General features: G+C 60.2%; 14 protein-coding genes. 9 read left to right on the top strand and 5 right to left on the bottom strand.

All coding sequences use genetic code 11. The annotated features are described in order from the left end of the window. Positions 1-42: 42 nt before the first annotated feature. From ACRQ1B_RS14345 to ACRQ1B_RS14335, 3 genes are all read right to left on the bottom strand, one after another. Positions 43-1,017 carry a sialic acid TRAP transporter substrate-binding protein SiaP gene (locus ACRQ1B_RS14345; RefSeq protein WP_432294367.1) on the bottom strand — a complete coding sequence of 325 codons (975 nt, stop codon included), beginning with the start codon at positions 1,015-1,017 and terminating at the stop codon, positions 43-45. A gap of 64 nt (positions 1,018-1,081) precedes the next feature. Continuing rightward, positions 1,082-1,792 carry a FadR/GntR family transcriptional regulator gene (locus ACRQ1B_RS14340; RefSeq protein WP_432294365.1) on the bottom strand — a complete coding sequence of 237 codons (711 nt, stop codon included), beginning with the start codon at positions 1,790-1,792 and terminating at the stop codon, positions 1,082-1,084. Between the two features lie 150 nt (positions 1,793-1,942). Next, positions 1,943-3,004: an Ldh family oxidoreductase gene (locus ACRQ1B_RS14335; protein ID WP_432294363.1), complete on the bottom strand. Its 1,062-nt coding sequence runs from the start codon at positions 3,002-3,004 to the stop codon at positions 1,943-1,945. Between the two features lie 159 nt (positions 3,005-3,163). Between ACRQ1B_RS14335 and ACRQ1B_RS14330 the strand changes: the two genes are divergently transcribed. Then, on the top strand, positions 3,164-4,336 hold the full coding sequence (locus ACRQ1B_RS14330; RefSeq protein ID WP_432294362.1) for an alanine racemase: 1,173 nt from the start codon (positions 3,164-3,166) through the stop codon (positions 4,334-4,336). A gap of 207 nt (positions 4,337-4,543) precedes the next feature. After that, positions 4,544-6,871: a TonB-dependent hemoglobin/transferrin/lactoferrin family receptor gene (locus ACRQ1B_RS14325; protein ID WP_432294361.1), complete on the top strand. Its 2,328-nt coding sequence runs from the start codon at positions 4,544-4,546 to the stop codon at positions 6,869-6,871. A gap of 64 nt (positions 6,872-6,935) precedes the next feature. Here ACRQ1B_RS14325 and ACRQ1B_RS14320 read toward each other — a convergent pair whose 3' ends face one another. Continuing rightward, positions 6,936-7,373: an Lrp/AsnC family transcriptional regulator gene (locus ACRQ1B_RS14320; RefSeq protein WP_432294360.1), complete on the bottom strand. Its 438-nt coding sequence runs from the start codon at positions 7,371-7,373 to the stop codon at positions 6,936-6,938. Between the two features lie 116 nt (positions 7,374-7,489). On the opposite strand from ACRQ1B_RS14320, the gene rocF reads away from it, so the two are divergent. The 4 genes from rocF to ACRQ1B_RS14300 all read left to right on the top strand — a co-directional run bounded on the left by rocF (position 7,490) and on the right by ACRQ1B_RS14300 (position 12,358). Next, positions 7,490-8,410 (top strand): arginase, encoded by a 921-nt coding sequence (gene rocF, locus ACRQ1B_RS14315; protein ID WP_432294359.1) that lies wholly within the window; start codon positions 7,490-7,492, stop codon positions 8,408-8,410. Then, positions 8,410-9,465, top strand: coding sequence for an ornithine cyclodeaminase (gene ocd / locus ACRQ1B_RS14310; RefSeq protein ID WP_432294358.1), 1,056 nt, complete (start codon positions 8,410-8,412; stop codon positions 9,463-9,465). The genes rocF and ocd overlap by 1 nt, the downstream gene beginning before the upstream one ends. A 331-nt stretch (positions 9,466-9,796) precedes the next feature. Then, positions 9,797-11,881, top strand: coding sequence for a methyl-accepting chemotaxis protein McpU (mcpU, locus tag ACRQ1B_RS14305; protein WP_432294357.1), 2,085 nt, complete (start codon positions 9,797-9,799; stop codon positions 11,879-11,881). A 267-nt stretch (positions 11,882-12,148) separates the two neighbouring features. Beyond that, on the top strand, positions 12,149-12,358 hold the full coding sequence (locus ACRQ1B_RS14300; RefSeq protein ID WP_432294356.1) for a hypothetical protein: 210 nt from the start codon (positions 12,149-12,151) through the stop codon (positions 12,356-12,358). A 33-nt stretch (positions 12,359-12,391) separates the two neighbouring features. Here the strand turns inward: ACRQ1B_RS14300 and ACRQ1B_RS14295 are convergent, their stop codons facing one another. Next, positions 12,392-12,610, bottom strand: a complete 219-nt coding sequence (locus ACRQ1B_RS14295; RefSeq protein WP_432294355.1) for a hypothetical protein — start codon at positions 12,608-12,610, stop codon at positions 12,392-12,394. 277 nt (positions 12,611-12,887) lie between these two features. On the opposite strand from ACRQ1B_RS14295, the gene ACRQ1B_RS14290 reads away from it, so the two are divergent. Genes ACRQ1B_RS14290 through ACRQ1B_RS14280 form a run of 3 tightly spaced genes read left to right on the top strand, consistent with a single transcriptional unit; the run spans position 12,888 to position 15,594 of the window. Continuing rightward, positions 12,888-13,733 (top strand): heme/hemin ABC transporter substrate-binding protein, encoded by an 846-nt coding sequence (locus ACRQ1B_RS14290; protein ID WP_432294614.1) that lies wholly within the window; start codon positions 12,888-12,890, stop codon positions 13,731-13,733. After that, positions 13,730-14,815 (top strand): FecCD family ABC transporter permease, encoded by a 1,086-nt coding sequence (locus ACRQ1B_RS14285; protein WP_432294354.1) that lies wholly within the window; start codon positions 13,730-13,732, stop codon positions 14,813-14,815. The genes ACRQ1B_RS14290 and ACRQ1B_RS14285 overlap by 4 nt, the downstream gene beginning before the upstream one ends. Next, positions 14,812-15,594, top strand: a complete 783-nt coding sequence (locus ACRQ1B_RS14280; RefSeq protein ID WP_432294353.1) for a heme ABC transporter ATP-binding protein — start codon at positions 14,812-14,814, stop codon at positions 15,592-15,594. Before ACRQ1B_RS14285 ends, ACRQ1B_RS14280 begins: the two co-directional genes overlap by 4 nt. Positions 15,595-15,643 lie beyond the last annotated feature (49 nt).

Raw genomic sequence — 15,643 nt, 5'->3', positions numbered from 1 at the left:
GGCGCGGCCCGTCAGTGGCCGCGCCGGATGCCGATGGCGCCTTTATTTGATGGCGCGGATAGCTTCCCAGTCGGACTTTTCGTAACCGAACTCTTCGAACGTCACCTTTTCCAGCACGGTCTTCTCGAAGTCGGCCTTGTCGACTTCGACAACGTTCAGGCCACGCTTCTTGAAGTCGTCGACGAGCTTTTTCTCACGCTCCTCGATAATCTTCGTGGTGCGCTCGGCGGCCTGCAGCATGACCTCCGTGAAGATCTTCTTGTCTTCATCGGAAAGGCTCGCCCAACGGCTCTTGGAAACAACCGTGTTGAGATGGTCAACGATGTGACCGGACAAAACGATGTTCTTCTGCACTTCGAAGAACTTTTTCGCCTCGATCGTGGTCAGCGGGTTTTCCTGCGCATCGACCGTACCGTTCTGCAGCGCCAGATAAACCTCGGCAAAGGCGATCGGCGTGGTGTTGGCGCCGCAGGCGCGCGGCATGGCGAGATAGGCCGGCACGTCCGGCACACGCATCTTTACGCCCTTCAGGTCGGCGCAAGTCGTGATCGGTTTGTTCGATGTCGTGTGGCGGGTGCCGTAATAGCTGACGGCGGTGATGACATTACCGGTCTTGTCCTCATAGCCCTTGGCGAGGCGCTTGAAGACGTCGCTCTTGGTATAAGCGATCAGGTGCGCCGGATCGCGGAAAATGTAGGGAAAATAGGTGACGCCGATCGGCTTGTAGTCACGCGAGGCAAAGCTCGAGCCGGAAATGATCATGTCGACCGTTCCGAGCTTCAGGCCCTGGTTGATATCGGCTTCCTTGCCCAGCTGCGAAGCCGGGAAAACGTCGATCTTGTAGCGGTTATTGGTGCGCTTGGCGATTTCCTCCGCCGCCCATACCGATTCCGTGTGGAAGGGTTCGGATGTCTCGTAGACATGCGCCCATTTGAGTGCGGTCTGCGCCTGTGCCGCCATGGACGACGCCATGATGACGGCTGCTGCTCCCAGCAGCGTCTTGAACCTGAATGTCATGCTCTCCTCCCGAGTTGATTTCAGATATGTCTCGATAAAAATCCGCCGCCTCCTCGCGGCCGGATCAGTCTTCCCGTACCGGCTCCTCTCCAAAGCTTTCCGAAAATCTCTTCTGCGAGCGGGTCAGATGCGCCCGCATGGCCTCGCGCGCCGCTTCCGCGTTCCCGGCTGCAATTGCGTCACGAATGTTCTGGTGTTCTTCCAGCGCCATCTGCCAGGTATGCGGCCCCTCGAAATAGCTGGCGAGTTTTTTGAAATAGGGCGACAGGCGGCGGTCGTAGATCAGGCCGGTGAAGCGGTTCAGCGCCGAATTCCCGAGGATATCGGCAATCGCCGTATGAAAGGCGCGGTCGGTGGCCAGCGCCTGATGCGAATCCTCGAGCGACACGGCCATTTCCGCCAGAATTCCATCGAGCACGGCGATATGTTCCGGCCGGGCGATACGCGCCGCTTCTTCGGCAATGGCGCTTTCGATCAGGCAACGCGCCTGGAGAAGTTCGAACGGACCGTCACTGTCATCTGCCGGCAAGAGGGTTTTCATTGGTGGCTTGCGACTGACATAGACACCGGATCCCATGCGGATCTGGATCAGCCCCTCAACCTCCAGCACGATCAATGCCTCGCGCACGGTCGGCCGCGATACGCCCAACCGTTCGGCAAGCTCACGCTCCGCCGGAAGACGCTCGCCGGCCGGCAGCTCCCCCGCTTCGATGAGCGCACGCAACTGTTCCGCAACCTGCCGATAAAGGCGGCGCGGCTCCAGAGCCACAAACATGAAATCCTCCCCGCGCCAACAGTTCCTCCTCCGTGGCGCTGGTGGTCAGATTGTCTTACCAATTTGCAGATGTCAATATTTCATAAAGAAATTGGGCCATTCCTATAGGGTGGCTATAGGAATGGTAAGCAACAAAGCACGCTCGGGTGTTCAGCCCTGCAGCGCTACTCCGTATTTTTCGCCGAGCGCAGCAAACGCTTCGCGCGTTGCCGGATCGATCACGACTCCGTTTTTCTCGCGCTCGGCAGCCACAGCCCACTCGCGATCGCCGGGCGCCATCACCCGCTGCCCTTCCCGCGCGGGCGAGTTACGCAGAACCTCCAGATAACGTGCCATGCCGGCATCAAATGTCGCCTGATCGCCAAAGGCATCCGGTTTGATGGCAATGACGAAGGCGCCGAGACCACGCGGCGTCGCCATATCCGCCGACATCATGCCGGGAATATCAAAACTCAGCCGCATTCCGGTGACGACAGCACTGAGAATTTCGGCAAGTCCGGCAAGGCCGGCGCCCTTGAAGCCGAATTCCCCGCCGAGCGGCGCCAGCATATCCACCGCCTCCGCATTCCGCGTATCAATACCGGCAGAATCAGAAGCCACCGCCTGCGGCAGTTCCGTGCCGGTGCTGCGATAAAGAAGCACGCGGTTGAAGGGAATGGCGCTCGTCGCCATGTCGAGCAGCCACGGATTTCCTTCGCCGGACGGCACTGCGACCGCAATGGGATTGGTACCGTGAAACCGCTGGGCACCGCCATGCAGGCGCACAAAACTGTCGGAATTGCAGAAGGTGAAGCCTATAAAACCTTTTCGCGCCGCCTCGATGGAATAGGCCCCGGCCGGACCGAAATGCGAACTGTTGCGGATGCCGACGGCGCCGATGCCGAATTTCCCGGCCAGCGCCACGGCATGATCCATGGCCGTATACGTCGCCAGCGCCCCATGCCCGTCACCGGCATCCAGCGTTTCGATGGCACCAAAGGCATTCACCACCTTCAGTTCCGGCGTCTTCTTGATGCGCCCACCTTCCAGCGCCCGGACATAATGATCAAGCAGCCGCACGCCATGGCTATCCACGCCATGGCGGGTGCCATGCATCATCGCCCTCGTCACAGCATCGGCGGTCGCATCATTGGCACCACAGGCGGAAAGCACAGAACGGCAGAAGCGATCAAGCTCCGCCAGAGAAACACTGTTTTGAACATGCTGATCCACGCGTTTGGCTCCTCCCATTTAACCGTGTGCGGCAAGCCTAATGCATGGGATCGCAAACCGAAATGGTTTGTGTGCAAGACGGAGGATGGCGCACCAAACCATTCGACGCTAATGATTTGACACCCGCCTCGATCGCGTCGATCTGACCGAAGGTTTTTCATGCCCGACCAGCTTTCTTCCCAAGCAACATTTCCCCTCGACCTGTCCACACGATTCCGCGGTTTCGATGCCCTGAATGAACCGCACGTGGTCATCGACGAAGCGGTTCTTCGCCGCAATATCGAGGATATGGTAGCGCTTGTCGGCGGGCGCGCGGCGCTGCACCCGCATATCAAAACCCACAAGAGCCTCGAAATTGCCCGGCAGCAGAAGGAAAATGGTGCGGCCGGCTTCACCACCGCGCGGCCTTTCGAAGCCGCCATGTTGTTGCGCGACGGCCTTTTCCCCGTCACTCTCGCCTATCCGCTCCTCAATCCGCAGACAATCGCCGGACTTTTACGGGAGGCGACGAGCGTCGAAGACATCCGCTTCATTGCTGACAGCCGCGAGACCGTGGAAGCGCTGATTGCCGGCTCACAGGAAGCCGGGCGCAGGGCCAACGTGTTCATGAAGGTCGATGTCGGCCTGAATCGCTGCGGCGTCGACCCGAACACGGAGACGGCTCTCAAGATCGCGGGTGCGATTGCCGACAGCACGGACCTTACCTTTGCAGGTCTTCTTTCCCATGCCGGCCATGCCTATGGCGCCGGCAATCCCGTCGTCGTCACCACGATCGCCGAAAGCGAACTGGCAATCATGAGTGCGATGCGCCGGAAGCTGGAAGAGGCCGGAATAGAAGTCCCACGCGTTTCCATCGGCAGCACGCCGACATTGGTAAAGAACGCCGGTTTCGACGGCATCGACGAAGTCCGCCCCGGCAATTACGTGTTTTACGATCTGACCGCCGTCCGCCTTGGCCTGGTCGAGCGCAACAGCCTGTCACTTGGCGTCGCCGCGCAGATCATTGCCGTCAACGACCATTACGCCATCGCCAATGTCGGTTCCAAAACCCTGTCCTCCGATCTCGGTGCCCATGGCACCTCGGCGACAAAATCCTTCGGCGAAGCCTGGATGGTCGGCCATGACACGCCGCTGCCGGTGGCCAAGCTGTCGGAAGAGCACGCGTTTCTGGAATTTATCGGCAAAGCCCCGAAGGTCGGAACGCCGGTGCTCATTTTGCCCAATCACTCCTGCCCTGTCGCCAATCTGAGTGGCGGCCTGCTGGCACTCGGCTCCGGCGACCATCCGTCGAGGGAAATCCATGTCGAGGGATTTGTCGGGAATTGGCGGTGAGCCCTTCTTGTCCAGATGCCGTCTGACCTGCCTGCCGGTCACCGACCTAATCCGCGTGACTGCAAATAAATGGCAGAAAAGTGACACTCGTCATGCATTTTATAAACATGAGTATTTAACTCAGATTCAAACTTGACTCATTGAGGCAGGATTTCCTAGCTAGCAGCGACATTTCCGGTGGGGAAATCAACTGTTTTGGGGCCTGCAATGAAGTCATACAATTCCAGATCACGCGCGCTTATTTGTGGCACGGCCATGGTGTCCATCCTCTGCGTCACGTTTCCGGTCCTGGCGCAGGACGCAGGTCAGCAGAACGAGACCCAACTCGGCCCGATCGTCGTTCAGGGACAAGGCGGCACGGCCGAAGCCCCCGCATCTCCCCTGACCGAGCGAACAGAACGGACCGTGATCCAGCAGCGCATGGTCACCGATTTCAAGGATTTTGCGCGGCGCGTCGATGCCGGCGTCAACTTCAGCAACCAGACCAACAGCGTGAACCTGCGCGGCCTGCAGAACGATCGCGTGCTGACGACGCTGGACGGCATTCGCGTGCCGTGGCTGACCGATCCGCGTGATTCCGCGCGCGGTGGCCTGAATGCATTCGACTTCGATAGCCTTTCCGCCATCGACATCACCAAGGGCGCGGATTCGAGCCGCTACGGCTCCGGCGCGCTCGGCGGTGTCGTGGAGTTGCGGACCCTTAATCCCGAAGACCTGATTGACGGCAACAAGAACTGGGGCGCTCTGGTCAAGAGCACCTATGACAGTGGCGATGAAAGCTGGGGCAATAACGCCGCCATAGCAGGACGGTTCAACGACACATGGTTGCTCGTGCAGGGCGGTTACAAGAAGGGCAACGAGACCGGCAACGAAGGCACGATCGGGGGATACGGCACCACCCGAACCGAACAGAACCCCGGCGATTTCGACCAGCGTAACGTTCTCGTCAAGCTGCACCAGTATCTCGATGGCGGTCATCGTTTCGGCCTGACCGGCGAAATCTTCAATCGCGACGAAGATTTCAGCAACATGCGGGGCACGACGTCCTCGTATCAGCCGGGTTCCCTGCAATCGGGCGAAGAGGTTGACCGAAAGCGCCTTTCGGCATCTTACGATTTCATCTCGCCCGATAGCAGCGACTGGCTCGACCAGGCAAACGTCATCGCCTACTGGCAGAAGCAGAGCCTGAACAATACGACGGACGGCTTTCGCCTTCAGGATAGCCGCGCCACCCTGCCGGCGATCCCTGCTATTCCGCGTATCGGTTATGGTGGAACCGCGAGCGGTGCCGATTTGTTTTATGGCTTTCCCACCGGCGTGTACCAACGTGACAACCAACTTGAGCAAACCAGTTACGGTCTGAGCGGCAATGCCTCCAAGGAAGCAGAGCTTGGCGGCCTGTCCAACACCTTCCGCTTCGGTGGAGAAATCTACTGGCAGGATACGCATCAGTATTCCGCGGGCGTCGATAATTGCCCGGACGTCGACTGGTCAACGATCCCACAATACACCTTCCCCGGAGGCTCCACGCCCGGCCCGCAGAGCTGCCGCATGCTGCATTCCAACTCGTCGGACATGCCTGACGTCGACAGCTTCACATTCGGCATGTATGTCGAAGACGATATCAAGTTCCTCGACGATCGCCTGACGATCACGCCCGGCATTCGTTTCGACTATTACGAACATTCGCCGAAGAACACTGCCGCCTATCAGGACAGCCCGCTGTTCGATCCGGAATATCTGGAAGGCACCAGTGACTCGCGCTTCTCGCCGAAACTGCGCGCAGCCTTCAAGGCAACGAACGAACTGGAGCTTTTCGCCCAGTGGTCGCAAGGTTTTCGCGCACCCAGCGCCACTGAACTTTACCAGACTTATGGCGCACCGGGCTCCTACGCACGCATCGGCAACCCGGACCTGAAAACCGAAACCAGCAATGGTTTTGAGATCGGTGCAAATTACAAGGCAACCGATTACAGCATCTCGGCTACGGTCTTTAATAACTACTATCGCAACTTCATCGACACGGTGACGATTGTACCGCCGGGTGGAGAATTCCCAATCGGCGGCATCACCGGCTACGATAATTTGGACCGTGTCCGCATCTATGGCATCGAACTATCCGGCGAATGGCAGTTTGCCACCAATTGGCGGACATGGGGTTCATTCGCATGGTCTCATGGCAAGGACACCGGCACGGATCAGTATCTGAATTCGGTCGCTCCTCTTCGTGCAATTGCCGGCCTTGGTTACGGGACCGACACATGGGGAACCGACGTGTCGCTGACCATGGCTGCGGCACGCAACAAGACGAGCGGTACCGGCTTCAAGGCACCGGGTTACGGTCTGGTGGACACAACATTCTGGTGGCAGCCGGAACAGATCGAAGGTTTGAAAATTCAGGCCGGCATCTTCAACGTTTTCGACAAGAAATACTTCAACGCCATCGACGTGCCTGACGGCACGACGGTTGCTTCCAGAGATTTCTTCAGCGAAACCGGCCGTTCCTTCCGCGTTTCGATCACCAAGAAGTTCTAAATCTCGACAAATCCTGTATCGGCCGGGCTGTCACGCAGCCCGGCCGCTCTCGTTTTGAAGTCGCTCACAACCGCGCCTTCGTGCTACGCGGCGTCGCCAGAAGCAGGTTCGTCTCGCTGGCTGTAATCCCCGGCACCAGCCGGATGCGGCGCAGGACATTGTCGAAATCGGCAAGGGTCGCCGTTCCCAGTTCGACGATCAGGTCCCAGCGCCCGTTCGTCGTGTGAATTTCCGAAACCTCCGGAAAACCGCCCAGCGTCTGGATGACACGGTCGGCAACCCGACCCTCGATCTCGACCATCATGATGCCGCGAACCGGCAGCTCCACCGTATCGGCGCGCAGGATGACCGTGTAGCCGATGATGCTGCCGTTCCTTTCCAGCTTTTCCATGCGCGCACGCACCGTCGCCCGCGATGTTTTCAGATCGGCGGCCAGATCGGATATGCTGCGGCGTGCATCGTGACGCAAAAGCGTCACCAGCTTGTGGTCGAATTCATCCATGAGCAGATTGATAAATCATGCCGCCGAAATGGAAAGCTGTTTCGGCATATTTGGCAAATATATCTATTCAATCTGCCAGCCCGCCATGATCTTTTTCAAATCAACGGAGTGATGACATGCATTGCAGATTGATCGGTATTCCCCTTCAGGACGGCGCCTCGCGGCTTGGCTGCGAAATGGGGCCAAGTGCGCTGCGTGTCGCCGGCATCCGCACGGCGCTGGAGGAACTCGGTCACGAAGTCACGGATATCGGCAATGTCACCATCACCGATCTGCCGGATGTGCGCCACCCCAACCCTTCTGTCCGCAACCTGCCGCAGATCGCCGCGTGGACCAAAGCGCTGACCGAGGTCGCCTACCGCGAAAGCGGTGAAGGCATGCCGATCTTCATGGGCGGCGATCATGCCCTTTCCGCCGGCACGGTTCCGGGTGTTGCACGCCGCGCCGCCGAACAAGGACGCCCTCTCTTCGTGCTGTGGCTGGATGCACATACCGACTTCCATTCGCTCGACAGCACCACCAGCGGCAACCTCCATGGCCTGCCGGTTGCCTATTATACCGGCCGCGCCGGCTTCGACGGCTATTTCCCGAAACTGACCCACCCGGTCGATCCGGCAAACGTCTGCATGATCGGCATTCGCAGTGTCGATGCCGCCGAGCGGGAGGCAATCAAGCAGACCGGCGTCACCGTTCACGACATGCGCACGATCGATGAGCATGGCGTTGCCGTGCTGTTGCGCCGGTTTCTCGAACAGGTGGAAGCGGCGAACGGCCTCCTGCATGTCAGCCTCGATGTCGATTTTCTCGACCCGGCCATTGCGCCCGCTGTCGGCACCACGGTGCCTGGCGGCGCGACCTTTCGCGAAGCGCATCTGGTGATGGAAATGCTGCATGACAGCGGCCTCGTCGGCAGCCTCGATCTGGTCGAACTCAACCCTTTTCTCGATGAGCGCGGCCGCACCGCCACGCTTCTCGTTGATCTCACCGCCAGCCTGATGGGCCGCACCGTCATGGACCGTCCAACAAGGAGTTACTGATGCCGCTCGAACAGAACCTCAACATCGTCCCCTTCGTCAGCGTGGAAAACATGATGGATCTGGTGCTCGCCACCGGAACCGAAACGTTCCTTGCGGAGCTTGCCACCTATGTGGAGGAGGATTTTCGGCGTTGGGACCTGTTCGATAAGGTGGCGCGTATCGCCTCGCATTCGCGTGACGGCGTGATCGAACTGATGCCGGCCAGCGACGGCCGGCTTTACGCATTCAAATATGTGAACGGCCACCCGAAAAACACCAGAAACGGGCGCCAGACAGTGACGGCCTTCGGCGTGCTGTCGGACGTGGATAGCGGTTATCCGCTGCTCCTGTCCGAAATGACCATTCTGACGGCGCTGCGGACCGCGGCCACATCCGCGGTTGCTGCCAGATACCTGGCGCCAAAGGGCGCAACCACAATGGCGCTGATCGGCAACGGCGCGCAGAGCGAGTTCCAGGCGCTGGCCTTCAAATCGCTGCTCGGCATCGAAAATCTGCGGCTTTACGATATCGATCCGTCGGCCACAGCCCGTTGCCGGCAAAACCTGTCGCATCTGGGCCTCAACATCACTGCCTGCCGCAGCGCCGAAGAAGCCGTCGAGGGCGCGCAGATCATCACCACGGCGACAGCCGACAAGCGCAATGCCACCATCCTGACCGACAACATGATCGGCCCCGGCGTTCATATCAATGCCGTCGGCGGCGATTCTCCCGGCAAGACGGAATTGCATCGCGATATCCTGCTGCGATCTTCGATCTTTGTCGAATACCCGCCGCAGACCCGTATCGAGGGCGAGATCCAGCAATTGCCGGCGGACTCACCGATCACCGAATTCTGGAAGGTCGTGACGGGCGAGGCCAGGGGCCGCGAAGCCGACAATCAGATCACCCTGTTCGACAGCGTCGGTTTTGCGACCGAGGACTTTTCCGCCCTCAGATATGTCCACGACAAGTTGAGCAGCGGCAACCGCTTCGAAAAGCTCGATCTCGTGGCTGACCCGGACGAACCGCGCGACCTGTTCGGCATGTTGTTGCGACGGGCAGCGCTGCCGTTATGACGACGCCCGCAACAACATGACCATTTATCGTTTTCACGCGAACGCCTTGCTGCACCGCCTCTGGATGCAGCAACGCACATGAACTCAACCAGTATCATTCCTTTCGTGACAGCACGGTAAAAATATAAGCCCTGTTTTATAATTCGCCGTTATTTCGGCCGCGAGACCACCTCCAATTTAATTCAAATTTAAACTGAATATCGTTCAGTCCGCGGCAGTGCAGTCCCTTATGGCACCGTGCGCATGAGGCGCAGCGACACCGCCCGCCAGGCATGCTTTCAGCCAACAATCACCTTCGTCGCTCCTCCCCGCCGACACAAGGAACGTCTGCTTGTCCAAGAAAACCAATTTGATGACGCGCATCCTGATTGCCGCGTCTTTCGTCGTGGTCGCCGCATTTGCCGGCTTCTCACTCTATATCGACAGTCTGCAGCGAGCCTCCGCTGCCGAGTCCGTGGCACATAACATGGATTCTTCGGGCAAGCAGGCCGCCCAGAGCATCTCCAACTGGCTTGGTGGCCGCGTCATGCTGACCGATACCGTCGCCAAGGGAATGGAAAAGGCAGAAACCAACGCCGCCAAGATGGCAGTACTCAACAACGACGTTCTCGCCAGCCAGTTTCTGTCGACCTATTTCGGCGGTGAAGACGGTATCTTCATTCAGTACCCGGACATGGCGATGCCATCCGATTACGATCCGCGCAAGCGTCCGTGGTACAAGGGTGTCGTGGCCACTGGTGCAGCCGTTGTAACCGAACCCTATATCAGCGCCTCGACTGGCCAGCTGAACGTCACGGCCGCCGTCCCGGTCAAGATCAACGGCAAGCTGGTCGGCGTCACGGGAAGCGACTTTTCCATCGAATCGCTGGTGAACGCCATCAAGTCGATCGATGCGGGGCCAAAGGGCTACGCCTTTCTGGTCAACAAGGCCGGAAAAGTGCTGATCCATCCCGACGCCAAGATGATCGACAAGACGATTGCGGATCTCTTCCAGGGCACCGTGCCGGCAATGTCGACAACCGTCACGGAAACCGAAAGCGCGGGCGAGACCAAGCTCGTCAGCTTTATCCCGGTGACCGGTCTGCCGGGCGCCGAATGGAGCATCGGTTTTGTCGTCGACGAAGAAATCGCCTATGCCTCGATCGGTGAATTCCGTATCGCCGCCACGATCGCCACGCTGCTCGGCGTTGCGGCCATGATCGGCTTTCTCGCCACCCTTCTGAGCCGCCTTGTCGTCAAGCCGGTCACCCAAATGACCGCCGCCATGGACGAACTGGCCGCCGGCCACCTGGAAGTGGCCATTCCCGGCCAGGATCGCACCGACCAGATCGGCTCGATGGCCGCAGCCGTCGCGGTCTTCCGCACCAATGCCAAGGAACGCCTTCGCCTCGAATCCGATGCCGAGGACAACCGTTCGCTCTCGGAAAAAGAACGCGGCGAACGCGAACGTGTCTCGGCCCGCAATGCCGCCGATATCCGCTTTGCCGTGGATGCTCTGGCCGATGGCTTGACCCATCTTTCCAACGGCAATCTCGAATATCGCATCTCGACGCCTTTCGTGGCCGATCTCGATCGCCTGCGCGAAGACTTCAACACCTCGATTGCCAAGCTCAATGCCGCCCTGACCAAGGTTGGCCACAATGCCCGCGCCATCGATGCCGGCGCCAGCGAAATCCGCCACGCGGCAGATGATCTGGCACGCCGCACCGAACAGCAGGCCGCTTCGGTCGAAGAGACGGCCGCAGCGCTTGAAGAGATCACCACGACGGTGAAGGATTCGGCCCGCCGTGCCGAGGAAGTCGGCCGTCTGGTCAATCGCACGCGCGACAATGCTGAACAGTCGGGCAATGTGGTGCGCAATGCCGTTCGCGCCATGAGCGGCATCGAACAGTCCTCGTCGGAAATCTCAAACATCATCAGCGTCATCGACGACATCGCCTTCCAGACCAATCTGCTCGCACTCAACGCAGGCGTCGAGGCGGCACGCGCTGGTGAAGCCGGCAAGGGTTTTGCCGTCGTCGCCCAGGAAGTCCGCGAACTCGCCCAGCGTTCGGCAAACGCCGCCAAGGAGATCAAGGCGCTGATCACCACATCCGGCGCACAGGTGCAGGAAGGTGTCGCCCTCGTTGGAGAAACCGGCAAGGCACTCGAAGCGATCGCGACCGAAGTGCAGGAGATCAACGGCCATATCGCCGCGATCGTCACCGCATCGCGCGAACAGTCGACCGGCCTGCAGGAGATCAACACCGCGGTCAACACGATGGACCAGGGCACGCAGCAGAACGCCGCCATGGTGGAAGAACAGACCGCTGCCAGCCACGGCCTTGCTTCGGAAGCCTCGGCCCTGAAGGAACTGCTGGCGCAGTTCCGCCTCGGTGACAGTTCGGCACGCAGCAGCTACAGCCGCGCCGCCTGACGCAGCGCAGGCCGCGACGAACACATGGCCGGGGTCAAACCCGGCCATTTTCTTTTGCCGAATCAAAAAAATGACGAAAGGCCGCAATCGAGCGTTCGTCGTACGTCACAAGTCGCAGAATGGGGAGGGCGGCGCAGGCCCGGTGCGCCAAGCTCAAAGCTTGCACCGGCCGGCAGGAGAAGGTAGCGCGTACGCAATACAATAAAACGCGCAGGGGCTTTATGGCCTCCAAATCCTCAACGAAAGATAAACCGCAGGAAGATTTTTATGGAAACCGTCACAATCGAGACACGTGCCGATTTTGCCCAATGGGCCATCGAACGCGCCCGCGCCATCGTTGCCGATCAGGGCGGCAATCTGGCGCTTGCGGCACGCGACATGGAGGACGGCAAGATCGCCGAAACCGGCAATGCGCTTGGCCAGGCGATTGTCGATGCGCTTCTGGAAGTTTTCGACGGTCTGGCGCCGGAGGAATAAGCCTGCCTCCCCTGCCATCAAGGCAGATCGAGCTTACGAAGCCATCTGCGTCGCAGCTGGCTTTTCAGCCGCATTCAAAAACAGCATGTCGCTGACATCGCACCAGCCGTCAGGGCAAAGCCCCTTGATGGCGTCAGGCCACTCGGCCTTGCCCGCCGCATTCACATAGCCCAGGCAATCACAGAGTGCGGCACCCTCGAAATGAAGGTAAGCCAGCCTGCCCGGAACAAGTGCCTGCATGGGACGCCACATGAAAACTCCTCACCACTTACGTAATTCTGCGCTGACCATGAATGACGACGCTTGCGCGGGTCTGGTGACGAGAATGTGACAGTAACTTTATCGGGCGGATCGCATCGCTGGCACAGGCTCGGTTTCGTGATGGGGTTTTTCCGCTTCGCTTCTTGCAAAGCGTTTAAACTTGAGTATCAGTGTCCAATTATTGGCCGGCGCCACGGTTTCGCATTCGATAGCCGGCAGAAAGGGCATTGTCGTGGTCTCTCGCTTCCATCTTGGCCGGACCGTTTTTATCGGATTCTTGCTTCTCTCGGGCAACGCGCTCGCCGCCGAAAACGGCAATCCCGACGCCAAACGCATCGTTTCGATCGGCGGCACGATCACGGAAATCCTTTATGATCTCGGCGCTCAGGACCGTATCGTCGCGCGCGACTCCACCAGCTTTTATCCGGCTGATGCGAATGCCAAACCGGATGTCGGCTACATGCGGGCGCTTTCCGCCGAAGGGATTCTCGGCCAGAAGCCCGACTTGATCCTGATGGAGGAAGGTTCGGGGCCGCCACCGGTCATCGAAATCCTGAAAGCCAGCGAAGTGCCGATGGTGATCATCCCCACCCCGCCGGATGCGGGCAAGATCGGTCAGAAAATCCGTGATGTCGGTGCCGCCGTCGGCCTGACCGACAAGGCCGAACCGCTGGCCGCCGAGACCGAAGAGGGGTTGAAAACGCTCGCAGCCGATGTCGCCAAGGTCACATCTGAGAAGAAGAAAGTCCTTTTCGTGCTGTCGCTGTCGAATGGACGCGTCATGGCGGGTGGCGCCGATACGGAAGCCGGTGCGGTGATCGAACTTGCCGGCGGCATCAATGCCGCCCCGACGATCAACGGCTACAAGCCGCTATCGGACGAAGCCGTAATTGCGGCAAAACCGGATACGGTCCTGTCCATGTCGCGCGGTGACCATTCGATCAAGCCGGAGCAGGTGTTTGCCCTGCCCTCCATGCAGACCACACCGGCTGCCGCCAACAAGGCACTGATTTCCATGGATGGCCTGTTGCTGCTGGGCTTTGGCCCGCGCACACCGCAAGCAGCCCGCACGCTGGCGGCACAGCTTTATCCCGGCGAGATCAAGGCGCCATGAAGGCGCTGTCCCTGGCCCTGCGCCCCACGATCGAGGGCGACCGCACCCAGCAGGGCATATGGGTCATGCTCGGGCTTGGCCTCTTGCTGGTCATATCCTGCCTGATATCGCTGGGCGTGGGGCCGACAGGCGTCGGCCTTGCCGATCTCTGGGCCTATCTTACCGGCAATGCCGATCGGCTGACGACGCAGGAACGCGTCATTCTCGAAGCCGTCCGGCTGCCGCGCACCGCACTCGGCCTGCTCGTCGGCGCGGGTCTCGCCGTCTCGGGAGCGATGATGCAGGGCCTGTTTCGCAATCCGCTGGCCGATCCCGGCATTGTCGGCGTCACGGCCGGCGCCGGCCTTGCCGCCGTCGCCGCCATCGTGCTCGGCAACGGTATTCTCGCGCCGCTCGCCTTCGTTCTCGGCAACCAGTTTTTGCCGCTGATGGCGTTTTTCGGCGGCCTGATCAACACCTGGGCGCTGTATCTGATCGCCACCCGCGACGGCCGCACCTCGACAACCGCCCTTATCCTCTGCGGCATCGCCATCGGCGCCCTGACGGCCGCCGTCATGGGCCTCATGATCGTCATGGCCGATGACAGGCAGTTGCGCGACATCACCTTCTGGAGCCTCGGCTCGCTTGGCGGCGCCACCTTCGGGCGCGTCATGTCCATCCTTCCTTTCATCGCCACCGTGCTGGTGATCATCCCGTTCGTGGCGCGCGGTCTGGATGCACTCATCCTCGGCGATGCGGCCGCGTTTCACATGGGCATCCCCGTTCAGCGGCTGAAAAAGATCATCATCGTCGCGGTTGCTGCTGCCTGCGGCTCCACCGTGGCCGTTGCCGGTTCGATCGGTTTTGTCGGCATCGTCGTGCCGCATCTGCTGCGTCTTGCCATGGGGCCGTCTCACCGCTTTCTCCTGCCCGGCTCGGCGCTGGGCGGCGGCGCTCTGCTGTTGATCGCAGACAGCGTCGCGCGAACCGTCGCAGCCCCGGCCGAACTGCCGATCGGCGTCATCACCGCACTGTTCGGCGCCCCGGTCTTCCTCTTCCTGCTGCTCGGAAAGAACGGCATCAGCATGCGTGACCTGCCATGATCATCGCCGACAACATCACCGTCACCCGCAGCGGCCGCGACCTGGTCAAATCGGTCGATATCGAATTGCGGCCCGGCTGTTTCACCGTGGTCATAGGCCCGAACGGCGCCGGCAAATCCACACTGATGAAAGTTCTTTCTGGCGAAATGCGCCCGGATGAAGGTGCCGTTTCCTATCACGGCAAACATCTGGACCTCTGCCGGCCGGAAGACCTTGCAAAATGCCGGGCGGTGCTGCCGCAGGCAACGCAACTGGCCTTCCCTTTCACCGCGCTGGAGATCACCCGCATGGGCGCTGTGGCCTGCGGCACGCTCGACCCGTCCGATCAGGCGCGAAAAGCCCTGAAGCGGGCAGGTCTGCAGGGGTTCGAACGCCGCCCTTACCCGTCATTGTCGGGCGGGGAACAACAGCGGGTCCATTTTGCCCGCGCTCTGGCTCAGGTGCAGCAGCCCGTCTCCGACGGCGTGCCGAACGCGCTGTTTCTCGATGAACCAACGGCAAGCCTCGACCTTGGCCATCAGATTTCCGTGCTTGAAACGGCACGCGATTTCGCATCCGGCGGCGGCATCGTGCTGGCCATCCTGCACGATCTCAATCTGGCCGCAGAATTCGCCGATCATCTCGTCGTCCTGCACAATGGCAAGGTCGTGAAATCCGGCGTCTGTGCCGATGCGATCACCGACGACATCATTGCAAAAGTCTACGGCATCGGCGGCGCCGTCGGCCGCCTGCCGGCCGCCCACATGCCCTATGTCCTGCCGCAATCGCGCCATCGGTAAGATCGAGAGGGTCTTTGCCAGGCTGGGCGGATCGGTCCGCCTGTCTTGG

The sequence above is a fragment of the Endobacterium panacihumi genome, from assembly GCF_050847465.1.
GTDB classification, from domain to species: domain Bacteria; phylum Pseudomonadota; class Alphaproteobacteria; order Rhizobiales; family Rhizobiaceae; genus Neorhizobium; species Neorhizobium panacihumi.
This window is presented reverse-complemented; position numbering and strand designations above follow the sequence as displayed.